Source organism: Undibacterium umbellatum (assembly GCF_014284125.1).
GTDB lineage: Bacteria > Pseudomonadota > Gammaproteobacteria > Burkholderiales > Burkholderiaceae_D > Undibacterium > Undibacterium umbellatum.
In genome coordinates, this window is the sequence record NZ_JACOFX010000008.1 from 190,616 (window position 1) to 216,547 (window position 25,932).

Below are 25,932 nucleotides of genomic sequence, written 5' to 3' on the forward strand. Positions count from 1 at the left end.
ACCATATATACGTTTATTTTCGGCTTTGACTTAACATTTTTTTGCTATTGTCGATGGTGAAAATTACTCTTTTTTATCTACATTAGAAATAATGGGGTGCAGTATTCGACCCGTTTTATTAAGGTTTTACTATGAGTCAATCCGCATTCCCTGCTGAGATGAATAAAAAAAATGCACAAATGACAGCGGAGGAGGCATTTGAGCAGGCCATACAGCAATTGTTGCATTTAGCGCAAGCAGCAACGGCAGCCGGAGATGTGCCTCATGCAATAGCGAACTACAAATTAATTTTGGACAATGCGCCAGAGCGGCCAGATGCAAATTTTGGGCTGGGGAAATTACTGGCTGTATCAGATTCTCCTGATACAGCGCTCATTTATCTGGAAACCGCAATCCAAGGGGCGCCACAGTGCGAAGAATACTGGGAGGCCTATATAGCAGTGCTGAATTTATTTGGCGATACAGAAATAGTACGTCAGGCCATGGAGTTGCGCGCAACGGTCTTTCATTCTGCCGTACCTGTACAAGAAGAACAGGAAGCGCTTGCCCTTGTTGAGCTTGCTCCTCCTGCGAAAGAAATCACACAAGCCAAGACCTCTGCTGCGGCTACCGCTGCAGAAATGAGCAAACTGTCCTCATTATATGATAGGGGCAATTTTAAGGAGGTAGAGCGTCTTGCACGCAAGCTGGTACAGAAAAATGCTCACAATGGCATTGCCTGGCGATTTTTGGGGTTGGCTTTATTGAACTCGTCTCGATTCGACGATGCTGAGCAAGCCATGTTGAAATCGCTGGAGCTATTGCCGGATGATGCCGTGGCGCACTTTAATTTTGCATTGGTGTCCGCCAAGAATAACAAGTTAACCATAGCCGAAGCCCATTACAGGAAGGCTCTGGAAATCGATGACAAGATGCTGGCTGCTTATAATAATTTGGCTAACCTGTTGCGGGTAGCGGGAAAGTTGATTGAGTCAGAAAGCTTTGTGCGCAAGTTGTTGGTACTTGCCCCCGATTTTGCCTTTGCCCACATTAATCTGGTCGGGATATTGCGGCAAAGAAAAATGCTTCCCCAGGCCCTGGAACTGGCGAAGCAGGCTGTGTCAAGATTTCCTGCCATGGCGGAGGCGCATCATGCTCTTGGTTCTGTCTTGTCGTTGATGGGTCAGGATGATCAAGCTTTGCCTTATTTGTTGCGCGCCATAGAGTTAAATCCCAAATTAGCCGACGCCTATAATAATGTAGGCAGTATTTACCTGGATAAAAAAGATTTTGTAGTTGCCAGGCCGTATTTTGAAAAAGCGCTAGAGAACGATCCCAAATTAAGTAATGCCCATCGCTGTCTTGGGCAAATCAGCATCTCGCTGGATTCTGAAATTGACATGGCAGAGCAACATTTTCGTCGCGCCATTCAGTATGGAAAGAACGAGAGCGAGGCCAATACTTGTCTGCTATTTTGTTTAAGTGAAACTGGCAAGCTAAACCCGCAGGAGTTATTTCAGGAGCATTTAAATTACAGTGCGAGATTTGAGGCACCCTTGATACCAAATTGGCCCATGCATGCCAATGTGAAACAAAAAGACCGTGTGTTGAGAGTCGGCTTTGTATCTGGAGATTTTCATAATCACGCGGTGGCCACCTTTGCTATTCCCGTTCTTGACTATTTGTCCCGCTTTGCTACGTTGGACTTATATGCTTACGATAACAATGATGTCGAAGATGAAGTAAGCAAAGAATTGCGTACTTATTTCAAGCATTGGCGAAAAATACACAAAAATGATGATGAGAACGTCGTTGGGCAAATTCTGGGCGACCAGATAGACATTCTGTGCGACCTGTCCGGACATACCGCAAAAAACAGGCTGATGGTGTTTGCGCATAAGCCAGCCCCCATTCAATTTAGCTGGATTGGCTATCCGGGGACGACCGGCTTGCAGGCCATGGATTACTACATAGGTGACCAGTTCTACCTGCCACCTGGTCAATTCGATCATTTGTTTACTGAAAAAATTGCCAATTTGCCTTGCGCAGCACCATTCTTGCCCAGCCCATTGGCACCAGAAGTACAAGCACTGCCAGCAAGGAGCAAGGGCTATATCAGCTTTGGCAGCTTTAATCGCTTGAGTAAAATCAATACCCAGACCCTGGACGCGTGGTCTCAACTGCTTTCAGTGGTGGAGAATTCAAGAATTCTGATCGGGGCTATGCCCACCGGATTTGATACGTCCGCTCTTATTTCAGCCTTTGCAGCAAATGGAATATCTTTTGAACGCATTAGTTTTTATGGACGGACCAGTGTTGAGGAATATCTGAATCTCTACAACAAAATAGATATTTGCCTGGATTCATTCCCATTCAATGGCGGAACCACGACGCATCATGGCCTGTGGATGGGGGTGCCGACTTTATCTATAGATGGAAATTTGTTAGCATCCAGAAGTGCTGCAGCGATTTTAGGACAGGTCGGTATGCAGGGCTTCCTGGCTAAGGATGTAGACGATTTTGTGGTGAGAGGTAAATACTGGTGTGATAATCTGGACAAGCTATCTGAAGTCAGAATGTCGCTGAGATCAGTTTGTCAGGATTCCATTAAATGCAAGCCAGAATTAATTGCCACTGCCTTACATCAGGCGATGCGCAAGATGTGGGCTAATTGGTGTGATGGTGAGAGGCCCGAAGCTTTCTCAATAGACAAGTCCAATCTTTAATGAATTAAAACAGTTCTGGCGCACCCTTCCTGGAAAAGAATATGAAAAAAACGGACGGTAGTTCATCTATTTATGTCACGCAGCCAGTGCTGCCAGCTTTGGAAGAGTTCATGCCCTATCTGGAAAAGATCTGGGCAAATAAAATTCTGACGAATAGTGGTCCATTTCATCATGAGCTGGAACAGGCGCTTTGCGATTATCTAGGGGTAAAGCATCTCTGCTTGTTTGCCAATGCCACCATCGCCTTGATTACGGCGCTGCAATCCCTGCGTATCAATGGCGAGGTAATTACCACGCCATATTCTTTTGTCGCAACTGCGCATTCGCTTTTATGGAATGGCATCAAACCGGTATTTGTTGACATTGATCCTGTCACTTTCAATCTGGATGCAGAAAAAATCGAAGCGGCTATCACACCGCAAACATCGGCCATCATGCCTGTCCATTGCTATGGGCGGCCTTGCGATGTTGACCGCATACAAAAAATTGCAGACAACTATGGGCTAAAGCTGATTTACGACGCTGCCCATGCCTTTGGCGTGCAATATCATGGCAACAGCCTGCTCAATTTTGGCGATTTGTCGATACTGAGTTTTCATGCAACCAAGGTCTTCAATACTTTTGAGGGGGGCGCAATTGTCTGCCCTGATGCCAAAACCAAGCAGCACATCGATCATCTCAAGAACTTTGGATTTGTTGACGAAGTCACCGTAGTGGCACCGGGTATCAATGGAAAAATGAGCGAATTCAATGCTGCACTGGGTTTGCTGCAACTGAAAGGGATCGATGCGGTGCTGGATGCGCGCCAAAAAATCGCCGCACAGTATCGCTCCAGACTGGGAAATGTCACCGGTATCACTTGTGTGAAGGATATTGCAAACAGCAAGCCCAATCACTCTTATTTTCCTATTCTTGTGGAAGCTGACTATGGCATGTCGCGAGATGCCTTGTTCCAGAAACTGCGTGAGCATGAGATCTATGCACGCCGCTATTTCTATCCACTGATTAGTGACTTCCCCATGTACCGCGGCCTGGCTTCAGCTTCACATCAAAACTTGCCAGTTGCCCGTGACATCGCCAGCAAGGTCATTTGTTTACCGATTTATCCAGGATTGAGCGAAACAGAAGTGGACACTATTGCTGATCTGGTTTTGCATTGATACTGGACTGATGTGCTGAAGAGATGTTGAAAAATAAATGTTTGCGACAAATGCAATGAGCTTGAATAATAGACCACACGTGGTGCCTGAATCAGCTCAAAAAAAAGTTGCGATCATGCAGCCATATTTTTTTCCTTACATCGCTTACTTTCAATTGATCTCGGCGGTCGATATATTTGTTATTTACGACAATATCAAGTATACAAAAAAAGGCTGGATTAACAGGAATCGTATTTTGCAGGACGGCAGCGATAAACTGATTTCTTTGCCGCTGAAAACCGCATCGGATTATCTGGACGTTGTCGAGCGGGAGTTGGCAGATGGTTTTGATGCAAAAAAACTGCTCAATCAAATCAGGGCAGCTTATTTGCATGCGCCTTACTTTACGCAGGTTTTCCCCTTGATGGAAGTGATATTGCACTACCCTGAGCATAATCTGTTCAGGTTCTTACATCACTCTATTGTGAAAATTTGTAGCTACCTGAATATATCGACAAAAATATTACCGTCCTCCAAACTGAATATTGATCATGAATTGAAAAGTCAGGAAAAAGTCCTGGCGATATGCCAGAGCGTAGGCGCTACGCATTATGTGAACGCGATCGGCGGCCAGGATTTGTATTCCAAAGCGGATTTTTTATCACGCAATATTGCTTTGCATTTCATTCAGTCAGAGTTGCGCGTATATCAACAATTTGGGGCAGAGTTCGTACCCTGGCTGTCTATCATTGATCTGATGATGTTCAATTCGGTCGATGAAATCAGCGATGATTTAAAAAATGGCTACACCTTGCTATGAAAGCGCTAATTGCATGATGAAATGGGAAAAGTTGGGGCAAATATTTGACCCCACTGAGCATCAGCTATCCAATAATTGTCAGTCTTTTGCACAAGCACCGCAAGTGCTATTGTTTGGGGATTTTGCCCGTATTTATTTTTCTACACGTAGCCTCGATGAAAGCAATGGCAAATATCTGAGCCATGTCGCTTACGTAGATATGGCGTTGAATTTCAAGGATGTCCTTGCCGTTTCCACCCATGAAGTGATTTTACTGGGAAAGCCGGGCTGTTTTGACGAACACGGTATTTTCCCTTTGAATGTTATGCGCCATGCAGGCCAGATCTATGGCTATATAGGTGGCGTCAACCGGCGTAGTTCGGTACCGGTAGATAGTGCCATAGGCATAGCTCTTAGTTATGATGAGGGTAAGACCTTCCAGCGACTGGGTGATGGCCCGGTTTTGTCAGCTTCTTTGCACGAACCCTGTCTGATTGCTGACCCCTTTGTGCAAGTGTATGGTGGACATTTTCATATGTGGTATATCTTCGGCAAAGGCTGGCAGCATTTTGATGCGCAAGCCGAACACGACAGGGTGTACAAGATTGGTCATGCAATTTCTGCAGATGGCATAGACTGGAAAAAAAATGACGGGCGAGAGATCATCGCATCCAGATTAGGTCCAGATGAATGCCAGGCACTGCCAACTGTCATAGAAATAGCTGGCGTTTACCATATGTTTTTTTGTTATCGTGAAGCCAGTGATTTTCGTCATAATCGCGAACGCTCTTATCGCATTGGTCATGCCAGTTCTACAGATTTGCAGAACTGGCAGCGTGACGATAATGAACTGAGCCTGGGTTTATCTGATGCTGGCTGGGATTCGGGCATGACTTGCTATCCGCACGTGTTTGCCTGCCAGGGCCAGATTTACATGCTCTATAACGGCAATGAATTTGGCCGTCATGGCTTCGGATTAGCCAGATTACTGATGTAGATCAAAAATCCCATACAGGATCAGCATCATGGACATGTAATTGCGCTGCCGCAGGTATAGTTTCATGTCTGGCGCAATCTCCTTGAGCAAGATGGGCAGGCGGTAAAAGTCTTCTTTCTTGTGTAGCCGGACTACGATATTTGGTCTGTACTTGTTAATGCTCAGGCGCGCGCCGCTCAATGCATTATATTCTGCACCATTAATGTCGAGTTTGATGAGGCTGACCGCGCTGCCCAATTGCTGCAATATCGCATCTATCGTGTCCACCTGGATTTCACTAGCTCCAGTCTCACTGATTTCATTGTCAATGTGCATGGCTTTGGTAGTGAAGCGTAATACGGTTTTCTCATGCCATGCCCCGACTTTGATGGCCGTGACTCTGGGGATATGCTGATCGGCTATCGTCTGTTGTAATTCCAAAAAATTCTTGTCACCCGGTTCCAGCGATATAATTTTGTCGTAGGCACCATGTTTGACGTGGTGAAATTCCTTGATGGTGTCACCAGTAAAACCTCCTACATCGAGGAAGCTTTCATGATCGCCAGGTGAAAATTCCGTGCTGGGGAAATAGAGATTGTCCAGCCTGACACAGGGTGCAATGTGGGTGAGATTTTCACTTACCTTCGTATTGATCGCTGCTATATAGGTTTGCCGGGATAATTCATCATCGAATAAGCTATACGCCTGATCAAAATTGCCGCTATTTTGTATGACAAATGGCCTGTCCATGAAAGCGTGGGACATGTTCAAATAGTCAGGGATATCAATTACATGGACATCACTGGCACCAAGTCGCCTGAGTTTTTCAAGCATGGGCGGGTAATTGGTAATGCCGACGATAATGTGGCAGTTTCCTAATTGCGCTGTGTAATCCTCGGTACTGACGACGGACAGATCGGCAAATGCCTGCTGCGCCAGATATTCTTCATCTACCATTGCTGCCTGGATTTTGATGTCATTCAATTCAAGAAAGCGCTTCAGTACATAGGCATAGACACCTGCGCCATAGATGATGACGGGCTTGCTACTGGCTTTTAGCTGAGCCAGTAATACTCTTTGCTGATTTGGTTCATCCAGCAATTTCTCAATGATAGTCATGGTTCATCTCCCGAAATCAGTTCTGCAACACCAAAGCCTTCCTTGCCGAAGGAATTGCCGCAATAGAACATGAAAATGCGGCCATCAATTTCCTTGATATTCGGGTAGCAAATCATTTGTGCATCCCAACCATTATCCGAGGTGGAAATGCCGGCTTGTGCATCGTCCCTTATCCAGGTTTTCAGATCGGGCGAAGAAGCATAGCCCATACGGTAAGCGCCACCCGAAGTGGATGGATGGCGCCAGGCGAAAACGGCATGCCATTTACCATTCAGGAAAAAGGGCGAAAAAACATCCTGGCATTCATTTTCACTCAGGCGTGGAACCACGGGCTGGCCATCATGCTGCCAATTGATACCATCTGAGGATGTTGCCAGTGCTACCTGGTAGACGGGTTCATGCTTTTCTTCAGTAAATAACCATTTTTTGCCACTCAGATACCACATATACCATTCATCCCCAACTTTCAAGACGCTGGGGCCGGTGACAAAATAAGCTTCTTTAAGGCTCAATCCCAGGACGGGACCCTGGCCCAGTTTGCCAAAGCTGGTGCCGCCATCTTTGCTGGTCGCCAAGCCGATAGCCAGGGTGTACGGGACAGAAGACATCCGCGTCCAGCCTGTGTAATAGGCATGAATACTATCACCCGTTTTGATAAAGCTGCTGGGCATGATGCCAAATTCGTCGAATGCGCCAGAGCCGCCCAAAGCTAGTAATGGAGATTCTGCAATCGCTACGACTTTTGACAAGTCACGACGGTCAAGATCGACATAACCGGGATAGGACACATATTTCAGGTCGGAGTCTGGCCTGGGCCGGGATGCGATGAAAATCCGGACGGTGCTTTCATTCAAAATGAAGGCGGTCGGGCATTGTGCATATTCCTGCATCCATGGACGCGGCTGGCTAGCACAAGGATTGAATATCTGACCCAGTTTTTTCCATTTCAGCATGCCATTAATCCTTTTTTTGCCCGTTTCCCATGGCGGGCAAGGACGTCATCCTGAGGAAAGTAGGGCTGTCGAGCCTGAATTTTTCTGTGCCTGCAGCGATGAATACACTTTTGTCTGCAGTGTTTTTCAGTATCAGGCTTGCTCCACCTAGCAGGTTATCAGCACCGACCGTGATTTCACCGCCTAAAGTCGCGTTCAAACCGACGAAGCAACGCTCTCCCAGTGTCGTGCTACCACCAATGGTGACACCGGCGGCAATCCAGCAATCGTCCTTGACGGTGGAATGGTGACCTATCAATGCGTTATTCCAGATAAAGACATTATTGCCTATGCTGACACCCGGTTGTATGCCGACACCGTCAAGAATGACGCAATTTTCTCCTATATTCAGCCAGTGCCCCTGATCTGCTTTTGGGCTGACATAACTGACCAGATGATAACCACGAGCCTTGGCTTCGGCACATTTTTTCAGGCGACTGGCATTCAGATTTTGATAGCCCATGGCGATAATCAGATCTGTCGTTTCTGGGGGATAGGTCTTTTCCAGGTCTTCAAATGCGATAACAGGCAAGCCCTGATGTGTGCCCTTGTCTATAGTCGCCTGGTTCAGCCATTGCCTGTCGCAAGTAAAGGCCAGGACCTGGAAGCTTTGATCACGCACTATGTGTTGATAGACGACATCAGAAATTTTTCCTAAACCAAAGATCACTATGGGTTTCATGTTTTTCATATGTGGGCCTGCTTGTCTTCAGATCGATTTCGAGAGATTTTCTCACTATACTGTATAAGCTTTTTATTATCTTTTGATTGCATAGAGGAATGATTTGAAACTGTGCCATTTTTCGCTTAAACCAGCTATTTCTCCCAAAATCGTTGTTATAAAACATCTGGATAGGCTTGCAGCGCTTCATTATGAGAAATAAGTGGGTCTTCCCCTTGAATTCGGGGATAAGAAATTGCTTAAATGCACATACACTATGGCATAAGCCTATTTAACATTACACCTGGAGCGAACATGCGTTTTGGCGAAGAGAATTTCTATGTTGATCCCATCACACTGGAACCCCTGGTTTTGTCAAATGAGGTCAGGGATGCTGCTGGAATAGTGTCAGGTACACTGAGTAGCACATCAGGCAATCGCTTTGATATCGTCAATGGTGTCCCCAATTTTGTCTACCCGTTTGAACTACCTTTGGCAGATCAAAAAGCCTTGCAGCAATATGAAGACAGGGCAGATGCCTATGACCGTTTTTTGCCTCTGACTTTCAGTACCTATGGGGAAGATGAGCAAGTCGTACGAAATGCGATGGTTGACAAACTTAATCTCACCCCTGGCAGCATCGTGCTGGAAACTGGTGCAGGCACCGGCAGGGATTCAGAGATTATTGCAAAAAGGCTGGGGCCGGATGGCAAATTGTATATTCAAGACCTGTCGCCTTCATTCTTGAACAAGAATCTGGAACGCATGCACGGTGTGGATACTCATGTCGAACCTGCACTCGCCAATGGCTATTATCTGCCATTTGCTGACAACAGCTTTGATGCCTGCTTCCATTTTGGTGGCATCAATGCATTTGGTGACATCAAGCGTGCCTTTTCTGAAATGGCCAGGGTCACCAAACCGGGTGGCAAGGTGGTGGTGGGTGATGAGAGCATGCCGCCATGGCTTAGGGAAACCGAGTTTGGCAAGATATTGATGAATTCAAACCCGGAATTTGTCTACACACTGCCGCTGGACAAGTTGCCGGTTGAAGCGCGCAAGACTCGTCTGGAATGGATCATCGGCGGAGTATTTTATTTGATCGACTTTGTCGTGGGAGAAGGCGAGCCAGGTGCTGACCTGGATTTCGACATCCCCGGTGCACGTGGCGGCACCCACAGGACCCGTCTGTATGGACAACTCGAAGGCGTGAGTGCAGAAGCCAAGCGTATGGCCTATGAGGCGCGCGCAAAAACCGGCAAAAGCATGCATCAATGGCTGGACGAAGTGGTGCGCGAAGCAGCCCAGCGTGACATGGGTCAGAAAGACTGAACGGACTCTGGCCATGGAAAATGCTAATCAAGGCGATGTGACTCTGATATTCCCGGCAGTAGACCAGTCAGCACTGGATTACCTGACTGCCGCGCAGCACCGTGCAGAACACACCCTGTGTGCAGCCTCGGTAAAGAGTGATTTGCTGGCCAGCAATGGTGCCGAGGTATTGCATTTGCCCTCAATTTACGCTGAGGACTTTAGCCATCACTTCCTGAATTTGCTGCAAACTTATGCTGTGCGGCGATTGTATAGCCCAGTGTCCAGTGTCTATGACTTCATGCAGCGTTTTATCCATACCCATCAACTGCAAATAGAAATGGTCGGACAATCACCGATACGGCAACAGGTGCAGCAGCACCGACAGTTGATGGCACGAGCCAATCGCTTATTGGGATTTGTCGAATTGTGTGCAGCTGGAAACCAGGCTTTATCTTTAATCGAAGTGGCTGGGGTGTTGCGGCAGGTGAGCTTGATTTATGGCGAATCCAATGACGACAAGCTAGCTGCACTAATGGGGATTGCCTCTACCGTTGTGGACGGCGATGTCATAGAGATAGGTTCCCTGATGGGGCGCTCTGCTTTTGTCTTGTCTTACCTTGCAATGAAATACAATATAGGTCCACTCTTGACTGTTGACCCGTGGGGTCGCGAGCAGGCCATACAAACCGACTCGACCACCTCATTTCAATCTTTGGTAGATGACTGGGACTTCAAGGTCTTGAGCGAGGGATTTTATGTCAACATGGTGCCATTCAACCGGGGGCAGCATGCGCATTTGCAATTGCCATCGGTTGCCGCGTTTACAGAATATGCAAACAAGCGAGATTTTTCATCGCCATCCAATGCATCGGTCAGTTTTTCAGGAAAAATTTCTCTGATACATATAGACGGTAACCACGACTTTGCGCGAGTACAAGAGGACTGCGCGCACTGGCTGACTTTATTAAAGCCTGGTGCATGGCTGATACTTGATGATTACATCTGGGCACACGGTGATGGCCCTTACCGTATTGGCAACCAGTTATTGGTGGATAGAGCAAAAGACATCGCTTTATCATTCGTCTGTGGCAAGGCCTTATTTGTACAATTTAATTGATGCTTTCCGTGGCATTAAACTTCGCAGCAAAAGTAAAAATAGATATGACGATAGAAAAAATATTCTCTGAAGTTTTCGGTATGCCAGAATCCAGCATTGTCGATACCTTGATATTGACCGAGATAGGGAGTTGGGATTCTCTGGCGCACATGATTTTGATCACTCGCCTTGAGGATACTTACCAGGTCCAGTTTAGCGGTGACCAGATTGCCGACATGAAGTCAGTTGGTGATGCGCGTAAAGCCTTGCTGGCGCAAGGTGCAAATATATGAAGGTTACAGGCACCAATGTACTTGTTACAGGCGGTGGGCGTGGTATAGGCCGGTATCTGGTTGAACAGCTTGATGAGGCAGGTGCCAATGTATTTGTGCTTGAATACGATGAAAACCTATGTGAGGAATTGAATCAGCTTGCTTCTGGCCGTGTTCGTGCAGTGCGATGTGATGTGGCAAATGCCGATGCCGTGGATGTCGCCATACAGACAGTCACAGATTCTGGCTTTGAAATTGATGTTCTCATCAATAATGCAGGCATTATTCATAGCGAGCCTTTGGTCAATATGCTGTCGCGGACCGAGCGGGCGCATTCACGTGATAATTGGCGCAAAGTCATGGCGACAGATCTTGATTCTGTATTTTTTGTGACTAGCCGTGTGGTCGACCACATGCTGGCCAAGCGCAAAAAAGGTGTGGTGATTTCCATTAGTTCTATTGCTGCCAATGGCAACGCTGGTCAGTCGGCCTATTCTGCTGCCAAGGCAGGGGTCAATGCACTGACGCATACCTGGGCCAAGGAATTGGGGCCACTGGGTTTGCGTTTCATCGCGATTGCTCCCGGATTTATCGATACACCATCAACCCGTACAGCATTAAGCGAGACCATGCTGGCGAAATTGCAACAACAAGTACCTTTGCGACGTCTTGGCGGTATGCAGGCAGTTTCTCAAGCGGTCCACTACGCGATAGAAAACGATTACCTGACAGGCAGCATCCTGGAAGTAGATGGCGGCCTGGTGCTTTAATTTGTCCTTGCTTGGCATATGACTTATACCTCAAATCTGGCTCTTGCTTTTAGTGAAATTGTACGTCGTTTTGCGGACAGACGTGCCCTGTATTATCCCGCCACTGACCAGGCTGTCAGCTATCGTAGCCTGAACGATAAGGCTGAGATGCTAGCGCGTGCACTGCATTCAAAGGGTTTGCGGCAAGGGCAGGTGGTGGCCTTGTTCAACGACAAGTCAACTGAGGCATTCGCCTGCATGCTGGCCTGCTTGCGACTGGGTTTGATTTATACGAATCTTGATCCTGCCAGCCCCTGGGAGCGTTTGCGCAAAATCCTGCACACTTGCGAACCAGCATTGTTGGTCAACAGTTTTTCGGATTTGCCATTCACTGATGCGCAATTTGAGGAAGTCAACGTCCGACACATAAGCCTGGCTGAATTGCAGGCGTCTGCCAGGGATGGTGAACTGCCTGACTGCCGGACAGTGTCCGGCAGCTCACCTGCCTATATCATGTTCACCTCAGGTTCCACCGGCTCGCCCAAAGGCGCTGTGATGTCTCACGCAAATCTATTGTGGTTCATACAGTGGGCGCGGGACAGGTTCAATGTGACTGAGCAGGACGTGCTGACCAATGTGAATCCCAGCTATTTTGATAATTCCGTTTTCGATTTTTATATCGCTTTGTTTTCCGGCGCAACCTTGCTGCCATTCACGGTAAGGCAAGTGCATGACACCCGTGCACTGGTGCGCTTGCTGAATCAGTCGGCTTGTACTATCTGGTTTTCTGTACCATCCATGCTGGTGTATTTATTGACGACGCGTGCTTTGAGCAAAACTGATTTGCCCAATATACGAAAAATCATTTTCGGTGGAGAGGGTTTCCCGAAACCCAAACTTAAGCAACTGTTTGATCTGTTTGCTGACCGGGCCGAGCTGGAAAATGTGTATGGTCCGACTGAATGTACTTGCATCTGTTCTGCTTATCAGGTCCAGGCTACAGATTTTGATGATATGAACGGTTTTGCCCCTTTGGGTAAGCTGGCCCAAAATTTTGATTACGAGATATTGGCGTTGGATGAACAAAATCCAGACAAAGGCGAATTGTTCTTGCGCGGGCCTCAAGTTGGTCTGGCTTATTACGCTGATGTCCAGCGTAGTGAGCTGGCCTTCGTGCAAAACCCTTTGCATACACGCTATACCGATGTGGGTTACCGTACTGGTGACATCGTCATGCGCGATGCTGAAGGTAATTTGCATTTCCAGGGCAGGGCAGATTTCCAGATCAAGCACATGGGATATCGTATAGAACTCGAAGAGATCGAAGCTGCAATCAATACTCTGGGTGAAGTGACTGAATGTGCAGTGATTTACAAAAAATTTGATAACGGCCTGGGGCAGATCATTGCCTATGCCGCCGTCAATGTAAAGAGCCAGTCAGCGGATCTGCTTGTCAGGGTTGCCGCTATAGTGCCTGCCTATATGGTGCCCAGACATCTGTGCTTTCTGGATAACTTGCCAAAAAATGCCAATGGCAAAATTGACAGAGTAAAGTTGAGTGAAATTGAAATCAAAAATTGAGATTCTTGCTTCCTTACGGGGTCTGGCGCAGACCTGTCGTAAAATGTCGGAAATTTATAGTAAGGAGCAATACGCATGAAAGCGGTAATTCTGGCTGGTGGACTGGGAACGCGGATTTCTGAAGAAACCCATCTCAAACCCAAGCCCATGGTAGAAATAGGCGGGCGTCCCATACTCTGGCATATCATGAAGTCGTATTCTGCTCACGGCGTGAATGACTTTGTGATTTGTTGCGGCTATAAGGGCTATCTGATTAAAGAGTATTTCGCCAATTATTTTCTGCACATGTCGGACGTGACCATAGACATGCAAAAGAACCACATGGAAGTTCATGAGCGCCATGCCGAACCCTGGAAAGTCACCCTGGTAGATACTGGCGAAGAGACCATGACGGGCGGGCGACTCAAAAGAGTCGCCCCTTATATTCAGGACGAAGAAGCATTTTGTTTTACCTACGGCGATGGTGTATCGGATGTGGATATTACAGCATCAATCAATTTTCACCGCAATCATGGCAAACTCGCTACAGTTACGGCAGTCTTGCCGCCGGGTCGATATGGGGTATTGCAGCGTAATGGTGACGAAGTCCTGGGTTTCGTTGAAAAACCCAGGGGCGATGGTGGCTGGATTAATGGTGGATTTTTTGTCTTGTCACCCAAAGTGCTTGATCTTATTGATCACGATGGCATCACTTGGGAGCAGGGTCCCCTGACTGAACTGGCGAGTGGACAGCAATTAATGGCATTTGAACATGCCGGATTCTGGCAACCCATGGATACTTTGCGCGAGAAAAACCTGCTGGAAGAATTGTGGCAATCCGGCAGTGCGCCCTGGCGGAAATGGTAGACCGTATGCAGATGGACACCGATTTTTGGCGTGGCCGCAGGGTATTGCTGACGGGGCATACTGGTTTTAAAGGCGCCTGGTTATCTTTCTTGCTCAAAAATCTTGGCGCAGAGCTGACAGGATTATCCCTGGCACCAAATACTACGCCCAGCCTGTTTGCTGCATTGAAGCTGGATCAGGAGATGCGCAGCCATATTGGCGACATCAGGGATGCTGCCCTGGTCAGGCAGGTTGTGCAAGCTTGTCAGCCCGAGGTGGTTCTGCATCTGGCTGCACAAGCCCTGGTCAGGCCGAGTTACCGTGAACCACTGGCAACATTCGCGACCAATATCATGGGTAGTGCCCATGTATTGGAGGCTTTACGCGGACAGGACAGTGCCAGGGTCGCCGTGATGGTGACAACGGATAAAGTTTACCGCAATCTTGAGCAACCAGATCCCTATCCTGAAACTGCAGAATTGGGTGGCCATGATCCTTATAGCGCCAGCAAGGCGGCTTCAGAATTGTTGATTGCCAGCTATCGCGATTCATTTTTGGCAGAACAAGGATTGACGGTGGCTGTTGCCCGGGCTGGCAATGTGATTGGCGGTGGCGACTGGTCTGAGGACAGGCTGCTGCCAGACGCGATACGCGCATGGGAAAGTGGTCAGACTCTGCAAGTACGGCGACCACAATCAGTGCGCCCCTGGCAGCATGTGCTGGAGCCTTTGGCTGCCTATCTGTCACTGGCGCAAGCCGGGTATCAAAATGCCCATCTAGCCCAGGCCTGGAATTTTGGCCCCGATGGTGCTGCAACTGTGCGTGAAGTGGTGGACTTGGCCAGGCAAGAGTTTGGCCGTGGCGATGTCGATTTTGCCGTCAATGTTGACGGTGTACATGAGGCTGGATTATTGTCACTCGATGCCAGCAAGGCCAGGGAACAATTATCTATAGAGCCGCGCTGGGATTTATCCGTAGCGGTATCGCGCAGTGTGCGCTGGTATGCAGACTTTTTGGCCGGCACGTCTGCACATGAACTGTGTCAGCGCGACATTGATGCTTACTTTTGAAGCTAATACAAAGATTTTTGATGAAATACCATGTCTGAACGCTTCGAATTAATACCAACGCCCCTCGCAGGCTTACATGTCTTGAAACGCAAACCTTTGGGTGATGAACGTGGTTATCTGGAACGCATGTTTTGCGCCGAAGAATTGGCGCAATTCGGATGGCAGCAGCCCGTCAGTCAAATCAATCGTACCTTGACTGTAAAAAAAGGCACGTTTCGTGGCTTGCATATGCAACGCCCACCGTATGCCGAAATGAAACTGATTACCTGCCTCAAAGGCGAGGTATGGGATGTCGCTGTTGATGTTAGAAAAAATTCACTTACTTTCTTGCAATGGCATGCTGTCATCTTGTCGGCAGAAAATAAGTGCAGTTACTTGTTACCTGAAGGCTTTGCGCATGGATTTCAAACTCTTACCGACGATGTTGAAATGATGTACTGCCATAGTCAACGCTATATGCCTATACATGAGCTGGGCTTGAACATATTGGATGAGATATTGAGAATCAATCTGCCTTTGGCAATATCTGAAATATCCGGGAAAGATCGTGTTTTTCCTATGCTTGACAAAGAATTTAGTGGAGTAAACGTATGAAATGCCGGCATTGTGATCACGAGTTGACAAAACCATTTCTTGATCTTGGTAGTGCGCCACCTTCAAATGCTTATTTGCGCACCGATACGCTGGAGAATCCGGAAGTCTGGCTACCTTTGAAGTTGATGGTTTGCGATGCTTGCTGGCTGGCTCAGACTCTGGATTTTACTGGTCGCGAAAACCTGTTTGATGCGGATTATGCATACTTCAGTTCGTTTTCTTCAAGCTGGTTGAAGCATGCAGAGCAATTCGTGGCAGCCATGCGCCAAGAATTGGCTTTGAACGAACATAGTCTGGTAGTAGAAGTGGCTGCCAATGATGGTTACCTATTGCAGTATGTGAAAGCAGCAGGCATTCCTTGTTTAGGAGTAGAGCCTACCACCAGTACGGCCAACGCTGCACGTGCCAAGGGCATTCCTGTCATTGAAAATTTTTTTGGTACCAATCTCGCGCAAGAGTTAAAGGCAAATCAGCAATCTGCTGATCTCACCGTTGCCAATAATGTGCTGGCACATGTACCTGATATTAATGACTTTGTTGCTGGCTTTTCAGCCTTGCTTAAGCCTCAGGGGGTGGCGAGTTTTGAGTTTCCGCATTTACTGAATATGGTGCAGGAGAATCAATTCGATACGGCCTACCACGAGCATTACTCTTACCTTTCTTTGCATGCAGTTCAGGCTATTTTTGAAAAAAATGGCCTGCAGGTTTTTGATGTGCAGGAATGGCCTACTCATGGCGGCAGCTTGCGTGTTCTTGCGCAGCGTAGCGATACAGGACTGCGCAACCAGCGCGATAGCGTCGTCGCCATGCTGAAAAAAGAGAGCGCGGCAGGAATTACAGATGTCTCTTTTTATCAAAGCGCCCAAAAACAGGCGGAAAAGGCCAAATTTGAGCTGCTGGAATTTTTACTGAATTGCAAAAAGGAGGAGAAGACGGTGGTGGGCTACGGAGCAGCTGCAAAGGGTAACACTTTGCTCAATTTTTCCGGCATCAGACCTGACCTTTTAACCTATGTTGTCGACATTAATGTTCATAAGCAAGGCAAATATATGCCGGGTAGCCGTATACCGATTTTGACTGAAACTGAACTGGTTGCAGACAAACCAGATTATGTCCTGATCTTGCCTTGGAATTTGCGCCAGGAAATCGAGGGACAATTGAGCTATATCCGCGCTTGGGGTGGGAAGTTTGTTACTGCTATCCCCACGCTGTCTGTTTTTTAGTTGCCGGTGGACTTAGCTGGCCTTGATAACCCGGTTTTTCCCGGATTGCTTGGCTTCGTACATGGCTTTATCCGCACGTTTGATGGTGGCATCCTGAGCTTCGTGCGGATTGCGCAAGGCGACGCCAGCACTAAAGGTGATGAATAGTCTTTGTTCGTTTGCTGTAAAGAAATGCTTGGTTAGTTCTCTCTGTACCCGCATCATGGCCTGGGCCGCTTCATCAAGTTGCGTCTCAGGCATGATGATGACAAATTCCTCACCGCCATAACGGGCCACGACGTCAATGGACCTCAAAGTTTGCTTGACGATGCGTACCAGATGCACCAAAGCTTCGTCGCCCGCTGCATGGCCATGGGTGTCATTTAGTTTTTTGAAATTATCTAGGTCCAGTAGGGCGACGCATAGTGGTGTATTGCGGCGGTCAGCGCGGTCGGCCTCGCGCTCAAACACATCGTCCATGCCCCGACGGTTCAGGCTGCCTGTAAGTTGATCTTCTCTGACTAACTCGCTCATGTGGGCAAGCTTGTTTTCCAGTTCCTTGATGCGTGCTTCTGCTTCGCTGACTTCTTTTTGTGCGGCGACTATCATGTCGCGTGAACGCAGGGTTTCTGACTGTACCTCTTTGGTTTCACTGAGTATGCTGGCAATCAAGGCACTGACTTCAGAGACCTCCTTGGCAGAGCTCAATTGCTGTGAATAAGCTCCCATTTTGTTCTGATAAGCACCAGTGCTATCTGCCATGGCATTTAATCTGTCGATAAACGCTGTCATCATGTTTTTGACAGAGGTTTTCGATTCGGCAATGCTGTTTTTCAGTACGCCTTGTTTGTAGATGACATCCTTCAGGCTACGCGTGGCTTCTTGCAGTGCGCGGTGATCAATCGGACCAGCAATCAAATTTTGTACGACTTCAATTTGGCCACGCAGCCAGTTATCATTGTCCAGCAAATCATGGATATTGGTCAGCAGCAGATCAAACAAGCGTAGCAGCAATTCCTGCTGTTCCGCACTATCCCCGCTTTGTAATTCAATTTGAAAGCATAATTGCTTGAGGCGGCCAGCAATTTGGTTAAGTTCCGCTTCATTGACTGCTGTTTTCACCGACATGCCCAGGCTTTCTGATTCACCAGCAAGCTGCGGTGTCGGCTTCAGCAAAGAAGTGAGGGCGAGAGTCAAAGTCCGGTACAGCAGATCCTTGAGTATGCGCAGGCGCGGGTCTTCAACCGGGCCATCATCAACCAGTGAGATATTTTTACTGGTGACAGGCGTGGGCACTGGATCGTCAACCAGGCTGATATTGTTGCTCGGTGCTGCTGGAGGTGCAGTAATGCGGTCTGCCAGTAGTGTCAACCCGCGGCCATAGTCTTGCCAGTTACCAGTCTTGATCGCACGGCTGAAGCGTTGACCAAAGCTGGACATGTCACCAGTCGAAAGTTGCAGATTGTTGGCAAAATTGGCCAGTAAAATCTCTGCTTCTGAAATTTGTGGTGTTGTTTCTGGTGGAGGCGTGGCCTCTACCGGCGCATCCGGGACGCCAGCGATGTCATTATAAAGCTTGCGATAGGCTTCTGGCGTTGGCGCAATTCTCTGTATCGCCAATTGTCGGAATGTCTCGCGTGCAATGTCAGTGGGGCTTTTGAATTGCGTATTATTTGGAGTTTTTGACATTTTGCTTTGCCAATGACCTTGCTAACAAGAGTATTGCTGACGACATCAATGTTGCCGTTTAATCTACAAGCTGATTTTTAATGGCGTAGTGCGTTAATTCAGCATTGTGCCGCAATTTCATCTTCAATAGAATTCTGGAGCGGTATTCGCTGATGGTTTTTACAGAAAGTGACAATTCTTTTGCAATATCGCTGACAGACTTTCCCGATGCGATCAAGGTCATGGTCTGGAACTCACGGTCAGACAGGGTTTTGTGCAGCGCATCTTCATGTTCTTGATTCAGGTTATTGGCCAGTTCTTGCGCAAGTTGCGTGCTGATGTATTTCAATCCGCGGGCTACCTGGCGTATCGCGTCCAAAATCTGCGTACTGCTGCATTGCTTGTTCAGAAAGCCAGAAGCACCTGCCTTCAGCGCACGTACGGCATATTGATCTTCTCTGTGTATAGAAAACATAAGTATAGCTAAACCCGGCTTCTCAGATTTGATTTGCTTTAATACTTCAATGCCGTTTTTGTCTGGCAAGGCAATATCGAGAAGCATGACTTCGAAATCGAGTTGGCGGCTCAGACGTATTGCTTCCAATCCAGCCTCTGCTTCTGCAATAACGGCGATATCTGTTGTGGTTGAGATAATGCTTTTTATCCCCTCCCTGACGACGGCATGATCATCGACGATGAGTACATTAATTGATGCTTTTTCTGTCATGCAAAATCCATTTTCTTAATCAGTCGACCTGACATTAGCTAGCAAGCTATCTATAGTGATATTGAATGCTAATGGCAAGCAAAGTATTCGTCTATTTTATAAGCTAAGTGTGGGCTTTCGGTGCCACAAAGAAAATTATTTTGGTCAACTCCATTACAATGTAGAAATGAGCAAAGCATTTATCAAAGAACCAGATTCTGACGACGAAGAGGAATTCGGCGCGCCAGCTATTCCTGCCGGTGTTAAAAACTATATGACGCCCCAGGGGCATCAGCGCATGAAGGATGAGTTTTTGCAACTCATGGATGTAGAGCGTCCAGAGGTCGTTAACATCGTCCACTGGGCCGCCTCTAATGGCGACCGTTCAGAAAATGGGGACTATATCTACGGTAAGAAGCGCTTGCGCGAGATCGACAGGCGCATCCGTTTTTTGACCAAGCGCCTTGATCTTGCAGAAGTATTTGACCCGCGCATACACCATGGGTATGAGCAGATTTATTTTGGGGCTACTGTCACTTATGAAAATCAGCATGGTGAAATGCATACCGTCACTATTGTTGGCGTAGATGAATTTGATCCCCTGCAAGGCAAGATCAGCTGGATTTCCCCTGTCGCCAGAGCACTCATCAAGGCCAGGGTTGACGATACAGTGACGCTGCGGACGCCAGGAGGAATCGAGGAGTTGACCATACTTGAGGTCAATTATCCGGCATAAGATTTCTAATTTCCCGATTAATCCCATGTCCATTGCTTATTCCAAACTCAATCATCCCTTGCGCGTGCCGCTGGCGGCAGAAGTCCATTCCAGACCCTCGTTGCGGCTGCATGCCCCTGAGACATTAACACATCTGGCCATTTTTGCCCGGAGCGATGCTCATCTCGGTGGTGATAATCTGCTGACGCAGCAAGTCATACTGGGTGATTTTTGCCGGCACTTTGCCGTCGCCAGTCCCTCAGGGGATGCCAAGTATTTTTTCCATGATTTTGGTCGTTTCCGCCTTAAATGGGAATGCCATACAGAATTTGCCACCTATACCTTTGTAGAAAACCAGGCCGAGCAGCAAAACGAGGTCTCGCCAGAAATCGAGTTGGCGCAGGTGTTTGCGAATGCACCAATTCGTCATTTGCCGCAACAATGGTTGTTTGAGTTGCAAGAAAAAGTCATGGTGGCGACCCATGTGGCACTTATTCCTGCCGCACAGGCATTTAATCCTCCTTTGCCGGTAAAGCAGATATTTGAGGGTGGAGTGGTGGTGGGGTGTGAAGTTTTGAGTCGTGGCGAAGTATGGACTGATTTCCTGATCCAGGCTGACGGTTTCAGCCGCTTCGTCGTCAAGGACAATGGCTTTCTGGATCAGCAAGCCGGTCGTACTGTGCAGCGACTACTGGAGATAGAAACATATCGAATGATGGCCTTGCTGGGCCTGCCGCATGCGCAAAATGCTTCTCCCGTGTTGAATGACATAGAAAGTGAACTGGTTACCCTGACTGCAGCCATGACCATGACAGCTAATGGTCACGGTGAGGTTAATTCCACCGATGCTGAGCAAAGCTTGTTGCGGCAAATTATAGACCTGGCCGCCCGTACTGAAAAACTGGCTCTGGAAAACAGTTATCGTTTTGCTGCATCCAAGGCTTATTTCAAGCTGGTGCAGTCACGCATAGCCGAGTTGCGCGAATTCAGGATAGAAGGGGTGCCTACCATAGGTGAATTCATGGACCGGCGCCTGGCCCCCGCCATGAATACCTGTGAAGCTATCGTACGTCGTCAGGAGACGCTGGCAGAGCGTATCGCCAATACCAATGATTTGTTGCGCACCAGAGTGGGCATCGTTCAGGAACAGCAAAACCGCAAGATACTGCAAAGCATGAACGCCCGCGCTGGCCAGCAATTGCGCTTGCAGCAAGCGGTAGAGGGCTTGTCGGTCGTGGCGATCAGTTATTACGTGACAGGTTTGGTCTATTATGCAGGCAAGGGTCTCAAGGCCATGGATCTGCCCATCAATCCGGATATTCTGGCTGGCTTATCGCTGCCGGTGATTGCCGGTGCGGTCTGGTGGGGTTTGCGCAAAATGCACAAGACCATACACTAGCAGCCTTCTTTAACCGTGCTCTCGGACTATCCGCGTAACACCAGTCAAATGCTTGATGTTGCGCATGATTTTCGCCAGGTGAGTGCGGTCTTCTATCTGTATCGTGAAGTGAATATTGGTCATGTCATTGGCATCGCCGTCTTCCATGTTGACATGGCTGATATTCGCGTCTGATTCGCCAATTTCTGCGGCGATGCGGGCGAGGGCGCCGCGTTCATTCGTCACTGTCACAGCAATGCGGCAATCGAAGCGACGGTTGAGGTCTTCACCCCAGTTCACGTCGATCCAGCGGTCTGGCTCCTTGATATGCAGGCGCTTGGCGTGCTCACAGTCATCCGTATGTACGACCAGGCCCTGATCGCGCTTGAGCTGGCCGACGATGCCATCGCCAGGTATGGGTAGGCAACATGCTGCCAATTGCACGGACAAGCCTTCACTGCCATAAATGATGACTGGATCGCGCTTGTTGCTGATCTTGTCGCCATATTGCTGGAAAGGGATGGATGGTGAATCATCTTCCACCAGGTCGAGGATATGCCTGGCTACCAGTGCAGCCATCCGTTTTCCTATACCGATGTCGGTATGGATTTCATCCAGAGACTTGGCGCTGGATTCATTGAGCAATTTATCGACCAGGCTCTCTGGCAAATCTGGATTCAGATTCACCGACACTAGTGCTTGTGCCAGCAATTGTTTGCCCAATTCTGTTGATTCGTTCAGGTTGATCGTGCGCAGGTAATGGCGTATTGCTGACCTGGCCTTGCCTGTGCGCACATAAGTCAGCCAGTTTGGTGTCGGGCGCGAATTAGGGGAAGTGATGATCTCGACGATATCGCCATTTTTCAATTCAGAGCGCAAAGGTACTGGCTCATGATTGATGCGAGTGGCAATCGCCTGGTCACCAATATCTGTATGGATGGTGTAAGCAAAGTCCAAAGCTGTTGCTCCGCGTGGCAGGGCAATAATTTTGGATTTTGGTGTGAAGACGTACACAGAATCGGGGAATAGGTCAATCTTGACATGTTCCAGAAACTCGGCAGAATCACCAGTCTGTTTTTGTATGTCCAGCAAAGACTGCAGCCAGGCGTGAGTCCGCTGTTGCAAATCAGTCAGGCTGCCTTCTTCATTCTTGTACAACCAGTGTGCTGCGACGCCAGATTCAGCCACATGGTGCATATCACGCGTGCGTATCTGGAATTCCACTGGCGTACCATAAGGGCCAATCAATGTGGTGTGCAGGGATTGGTAACCATTGGTCTTGGGTATGGCAATATAATCCTTGAATTTGCCCGGCATGGGTTTGTACAAGGCATGCAAACTGCCCAGGGCATAATAACTGTCACGAAAATCGCCGACCACGATGCGGAAGCCATACACATCCAGCACCTGGGAAAAACTCAGGTGCTTGTCATGCATTTTGCGGTAAATGCCGTACAGGGTTTTTTCGCGGCCATATACTTCTGCTTTCAGGCCAGCTTCTGCCAGCGCGGTCTTTACCGCGTCCATGATCTTGTTAACGACTTCTCGACGATTGCCTCGGGCAGCTTTAACTGCTTTAGACAGCGTACGGTAACGCATGGGGTAAAGGTGCGAAAACGCCAGATCCTGCAACTCGCGATAGATATTATTCAGGCCCAGCCTATGTGCTATAGGCACATACACGTCCATGGTCTCGCGTGAGATGCGGCGCTTCTTTTCTGACGACATGAAATCGAGGGTGCGCATATTGTGCAGCCGGTCTGCCAGTTTTACCAAAATCACGCGCACGTCTCTCGCCATGGCGAGCAACATCTTGCGGAAATTTTCTGCCTGGGCTTCTATCTGGCTCTGGAATTCTATCTTTTCCAGTTTGGAGAGGCCGTCGACCAGTGTGGCAACAGGTGCGCCGAAGCGTTCGATCAACTCGTCTTTTTTAACATCCTGATCTTCCATCACGTCATGCAAAAGAGCGGCCATGATGGCTTGCACATCCAGCTTCCATTCTGCGCAGATTTCAGCCACAGCGATGGGGTGGGAAATATATGGTTCACCAGATTTGCGTACCTGACCCAGATGCATTTCATCAGAGAAGCGATAGGCTTCCTTGACCAATTTTAGTTCACTGGCCGACATGTACTCGCTGACGCGATTAGTCAATGCAGTAATCGAAGCGACGCCGGTATTCGCTGACGACGCACGAACACTGTCTATCTCATCCAGATGGGAGTTGTGCTTATTGATAGCATTGGCTGGGCTGCGTATAGCAGCCAGCGCGACTGAACCTGAATCGGCCGGTTTGTTTTCCAGAGATGAATAACTATCATTGAGGTTCATTCTGTGATTCCCGACCGGATAAAGGCTTTTAGAGGTAGCGGTTAAGAATGCAGATGCAGTATCTTACATTGGCACTTTTTTCAGCATTTCTATGCCAACTTTACCTTCCGCGATTTCACGCAGGGCGATGACGGTGGGTTTGTCCTTGGAGTCAACCTTGGGTGTATGGCCTTGTAGCAATTGGCGTGCGCGGTAAGTGGCGCACAGTGTCAACTGGAAGCGGTTAGGGATTTGTTTCAGTGCATCTTCAATAGTAATACGTGCCATGTTTTTTCCTCGATACAAACTAGATAACTAAATTGGATTTGCGAATCAATTCGCGTTGGCGTGAATGCCAAGTTGGGCAAACAGCTCATGGTGGCGTGTTGCCTGTTGTGCAAATCGGCAGCGTGTTGCCTTCACGATTGCATTCAATTCTGACAAGGCTGTTGCAAAGTCTTGATTAATAATAACATATTCGAACTCTGGGGAGTGGGCCATTTCACCGCCGGCAGCCAAAATCCGCTTAGTGATGACATGCGGCTCGTCCTGGCCTCGCTTTCTCAAACGTTCTTCCAGTGCTGGAATGGAGGGCGGCAAGATGAAGATGCCAACTGCTCCAGGAAATTGTTTTCTGACTTGTTGCGCACCTTGCCAGTCTATCTCCAGTAGAACATCTGTACCCGAACGCATCTGGTCTTCAATGATAATACGTGAAGTGCCATAGTAGTTGCCATGCACCTCAGCTGACTCCAGAAATTCTCCCTGAGCCTTGCGCACCAGAAAATCTTCTGGTGTCGTGAAATGGTATTCGCGACCATTTTGTTCACCAGGGCGTGGCGGACGGGTGGTGTAGGAAATCGATAATTTGATGGCAGGTTCCTGCGCCAGCAAGGCATTTACCAGGGTGGACTTGCCAGCACCAGAGGGGGCGGCCACCACAAACAGACTGCCGGCAGTCGAATTATTGGTTTGCATGAGATTCCTCCAGTGTGGTTATTGAGTTTATTTACAAGGCAAAGGGACGAGCATATTTACAGCCCGTTTTTATCTCGAAACATTTCCCAAGAAAAAGAGTGCGCGAGTATAAGCAAATGCGCCTGTTTATTCAAGGTTTTGTACTTGTTCGCGCATTTGTTCTATAAATAGCTTCAATTCCATGGAAGCATCAGACAATTCCTTGGATGCTGCTTTGGAGCCTAAAGTGTTCGCTTCACGATTCAGTTCCTGCATCATGAAGTCCAGTCTTTTACCGACTTGGCCGCCTTTTTTCAGGATATGCCTGGTTTCTGTCAGGTGGGCAGACAGGCGCGCCAGTTCTTCCGCAACATCCACGCGAATGCCATACATGGTCACTTCCTGGCGTATGCGGTCCAAAGCTTCTTCACGCGTAATAGTCTGGCCAGCATTGCTGCCGCCTGATTGTAGGGCCAGCCCCAGTGCCTCCTCCAGCCTGGTAGTGGCTTTTTGCTGGAATTGCTGGACGATCTGCGGCATCAACGGCGTGATTCGGGTGACGATTTCTTCCATGGCCGCAATACGGCTCAGCAGTACTTGTTCCAGTGCTGCTCCTTCACGTTCACGGCTAACAATAAATGCTTCAAGCGTCTTGTTGATAGTGTCATTAATGGCAGTCTGCAAGAATTCAGCATTGATTTCGCTTTCTTCTATAACGCCAGGCCAGCGCAGGATCTCATTCGTGCTCAGCGGAGCGGCATCAGGAAACTGCGGCTTGAGGCCAGCCTGAAAACTGGAAAGCTGCTCAAGTAAAGTTGTATTAAGACTCTTATTGTGTGTTTCTGTCAGTTTTTTGCCAAAGCTGAAGCGACACTCCACTTTGCCGCGCGCCAGCTTGCGCGTGATCGCTTCGCGAAACTGCGACTCAACCGAACGAAACTCGTCATTAATACGAAATTGCAGGTCCAAAAAGCGAGAATTGACGCTTTTGATCTCAATAGTGATGGTGCCAGCATCGGTTTCATTAGTGCTGGTGGCATAACCTGTCATGCTAAAAATGCTCAAGGTATTTCCTTAAAAAAGCGCGAACTGTGGATTAGA

General features: G+C 48.2%; 24 protein-coding genes. 15 read left to right on the forward strand and 9 right to left on the reverse strand.

Annotated elements, in window-relative coordinates; translation table 11 throughout:
- Window positions 1–131 precede the first annotated feature (131 nt).
- The 4 genes from H8L47_RS16485 to H8L47_RS16500 all read left to right on the forward strand — a co-directional run bounded on the left by H8L47_RS16485 (window position 132) and on the right by H8L47_RS16500 (window position 5,640).
- Window positions 132–2,705, forward strand: a complete 2,574-nt coding sequence (locus tag H8L47_RS16485; RefSeq protein ID WP_186954674.1) for an O-linked N-acetylglucosamine transferase family protein — start codon at window positions 132–134, stop codon at window positions 2,703–2,705.
- 41 nt (window positions 2,706–2,746) lie between these two features.
- Window positions 2,747–3,865: a DegT/DnrJ/EryC1/StrS family aminotransferase gene (locus H8L47_RS16490; protein WP_186954675.1), complete on the forward strand. Its 1,119-nt coding sequence runs from the start codon at window positions 2,747–2,749 to the stop codon at window positions 3,863–3,865.
- 115 nt (window positions 3,866–3,980) lie between these two features.
- The gene (locus tag H8L47_RS16495; protein WP_186954676.1) at window positions 3,981–4,664 is read left to right on the forward strand and encodes a WbqC family protein; all 684 of its coding nucleotides are present in this window, start codon (window positions 3,981–3,983) and stop codon (window positions 4,662–4,664) included.
- Window positions 4,665–4,677: 13 nt separating this feature from the next.
- Window positions 4,678–5,640 (forward strand): glycoside hydrolase family protein, encoded by a 963-nt coding sequence (locus H8L47_RS16500; RefSeq protein WP_186954677.1) that lies wholly within the window; start codon window positions 4,678–4,680, stop codon window positions 5,638–5,640.
- On the opposite strand, the gene H8L47_RS16505 is transcribed toward H8L47_RS16500, so the two are convergent.
- From H8L47_RS16505 to H8L47_RS16515, 3 genes are read right to left on the reverse strand one after another with little or no spacing between them, the layout of a single operon-like run.
- The gene (locus H8L47_RS16505; protein WP_186954678.1) at window positions 5,629–6,738 is read right to left on the reverse strand and encodes an FkbM family methyltransferase; all 1,110 of its coding nucleotides are present in this window, start codon (window positions 6,736–6,738) and stop codon (window positions 5,629–5,631) included. The two genes, H8L47_RS16500 and H8L47_RS16505, sit on opposite strands and share 12 nt — an antisense overlap.
- On the reverse strand, window positions 6,735–7,691 hold the full coding sequence (locus tag H8L47_RS16510) for a glycoside hydrolase family protein (protein WP_222616567.1): 957 nt from the start codon (window positions 7,689–7,691) through the stop codon (window positions 6,735–6,737). The genes H8L47_RS16505 and H8L47_RS16510 overlap by 4 nt, the downstream gene beginning before the upstream one ends.
- 4 nt (window positions 7,692–7,695) lie before the next feature.
- The gene (locus H8L47_RS16515) at window positions 7,696–8,421 is read right to left on the reverse strand and encodes a DapH/DapD/GlmU-related protein (protein WP_186954679.1); all 726 of its coding nucleotides are present in this window, start codon (window positions 8,419–8,421) and stop codon (window positions 7,696–7,698) included.
- Window positions 8,422–8,706: 285 nt separating this feature from the next.
- Between H8L47_RS16515 and H8L47_RS16520 the strand changes: the two genes are divergently transcribed.
- From H8L47_RS16520 to H8L47_RS16560, 9 genes are all read left to right on the forward strand, one after another.
- A complete protein-coding gene (locus H8L47_RS16520) occupies window positions 8,707–9,723 on the forward strand; it encodes a class I SAM-dependent methyltransferase (protein WP_186954680.1) in 1,017 nt (338 codons plus the stop codon).
- A 13-nt stretch (window positions 9,724–9,736) separates the two neighbouring features.
- Entirely contained in the window at window positions 9,737–10,822 is a 1,086-nt protein-coding gene (locus H8L47_RS16525) for a class I SAM-dependent methyltransferase (protein WP_186954681.1), read from the forward strand.
- A 44-nt stretch (window positions 10,823–10,866) separates the two neighbouring features.
- A complete protein-coding gene (locus H8L47_RS16530; protein WP_186954682.1) occupies window positions 10,867–11,094 on the forward strand; it encodes an acyl carrier protein in 228 nt (75 codons plus the stop codon).
- Complete coding sequence (locus H8L47_RS16535) at window positions 11,091–11,843, forward strand: SDR family NAD(P)-dependent oxidoreductase (RefSeq protein WP_186954683.1); 753 nt, start codon at window positions 11,091–11,093, stop codon at window positions 11,841–11,843. The genes H8L47_RS16530 and H8L47_RS16535 overlap by 4 nt, the downstream gene beginning before the upstream one ends.
- Window positions 11,844–11,861: 18 nt before the next feature.
- A complete protein-coding gene (locus H8L47_RS16540) occupies window positions 11,862–13,403 on the forward strand; it encodes an amino acid adenylation domain-containing protein (RefSeq protein WP_186954684.1) in 1,542 nt (513 codons plus the stop codon).
- A gap of 75 nt (window positions 13,404–13,478) precedes the next feature.
- Window positions 13,479–14,249: a glucose-1-phosphate cytidylyltransferase gene (gene rfbF, locus H8L47_RS16545; RefSeq protein ID WP_186954685.1), complete on the forward strand. Its 771-nt coding sequence runs from the start codon at window positions 13,479–13,481 to the stop codon at window positions 14,247–14,249.
- The gene (gene rfbG, locus H8L47_RS16550) at window positions 14,213–15,298 is read left to right on the forward strand and encodes a CDP-glucose 4,6-dehydratase (protein WP_329605458.1); all 1,086 of its coding nucleotides are present in this window, start codon (window positions 14,213–14,215) and stop codon (window positions 15,296–15,298) included. The genes rfbF and rfbG overlap by 37 nt, the downstream gene beginning before the upstream one ends.
- Before the next feature lie 30 nt (window positions 15,299–15,328).
- Window positions 15,329–15,892: a dTDP-4-dehydrorhamnose 3,5-epimerase family protein gene (locus tag H8L47_RS16555; RefSeq protein WP_186954686.1), complete on the forward strand. Its 564-nt coding sequence runs from the start codon at window positions 15,329–15,331 to the stop codon at window positions 15,890–15,892.
- Complete coding sequence (locus tag H8L47_RS16560) at window positions 15,889–17,115, forward strand: class I SAM-dependent methyltransferase (RefSeq protein WP_186954687.1); 1,227 nt, start codon at window positions 15,889–15,891, stop codon at window positions 17,113–17,115. The genes H8L47_RS16555 and H8L47_RS16560 overlap by 4 nt, the downstream gene beginning before the upstream one ends.
- Before the next feature lie 12 nt (window positions 17,116–17,127).
- Here H8L47_RS16560 and H8L47_RS16565 read toward each other — a convergent pair whose 3' ends face one another.
- Complete coding sequence (locus H8L47_RS16565; RefSeq protein WP_186954688.1) at window positions 17,128–18,783, reverse strand: GGDEF domain-containing protein; 1,656 nt, start codon at window positions 18,781–18,783, stop codon at window positions 17,128–17,130.
- A gap of 58 nt (window positions 18,784–18,841) precedes the next feature.
- Window positions 18,842–19,489 carry a response regulator gene (locus H8L47_RS16570; RefSeq protein WP_186954689.1) on the reverse strand — a complete coding sequence of 216 codons (648 nt, stop codon included), beginning with the start codon at window positions 19,487–19,489 and terminating at the stop codon, window positions 18,842–18,844.
- A gap of 166 nt (window positions 19,490–19,655) precedes the next feature.
- Here H8L47_RS16570 and greB point away from each other — a divergent pair, with 166 nt between their 5' ends.
- Entirely contained in the window at window positions 19,656–20,204 is a 549-nt protein-coding gene (gene greB, locus H8L47_RS16575) for a transcription elongation factor GreB (protein ID WP_186954690.1), read from the forward strand.
- A gap of 25 nt (window positions 20,205–20,229) precedes the next feature.
- Window positions 20,230–21,582 carry a DUF3422 family protein gene (locus H8L47_RS16580; RefSeq protein WP_186954691.1) on the forward strand — a complete coding sequence of 451 codons (1,353 nt, stop codon included), beginning with the start codon at window positions 20,230–20,232 and terminating at the stop codon, window positions 21,580–21,582.
- 9 nt (window positions 21,583–21,591) lie between these two features.
- On the opposite strand, the gene H8L47_RS16585 is transcribed toward H8L47_RS16580, so the two are convergent.
- The 4 genes from H8L47_RS16585 to H8L47_RS16600 all read right to left on the reverse strand — a co-directional run bounded on the left by H8L47_RS16585 (window position 21,592) and on the right by H8L47_RS16600 (window position 25,881).
- On the reverse strand, window positions 21,592–23,694 hold the full coding sequence (locus H8L47_RS16585) for a RelA/SpoT family protein (protein ID WP_230413792.1): 2,103 nt from the start codon (window positions 23,692–23,694) through the stop codon (window positions 21,592–21,594).
- Between the two features lie 264 nt (window positions 23,695–23,958).
- Window positions 23,959–24,162 (reverse strand): DNA-directed RNA polymerase subunit omega, encoded by a 204-nt coding sequence (gene rpoZ, locus H8L47_RS16590; protein WP_186954693.1) that lies wholly within the window; start codon window positions 24,160–24,162, stop codon window positions 23,959–23,961.
- A 45-nt stretch (window positions 24,163–24,207) separates the two neighbouring features.
- Window positions 24,208–24,852 carry a guanylate kinase gene (gmk, locus tag H8L47_RS16595; protein ID WP_186954694.1) on the reverse strand — a complete coding sequence of 215 codons (645 nt, stop codon included), beginning with the start codon at window positions 24,850–24,852 and terminating at the stop codon, window positions 24,208–24,210.
- A 126-nt stretch (window positions 24,853–24,978) separates the two neighbouring features.
- Window positions 24,979–25,881 (reverse strand): YicC/YloC family endoribonuclease, encoded by a 903-nt coding sequence (locus tag H8L47_RS16600; protein WP_186954726.1) that lies wholly within the window; start codon window positions 25,879–25,881, stop codon window positions 24,979–24,981.
- Between the last annotated feature and the right edge of the window lie 51 nt (window positions 25,882–25,932).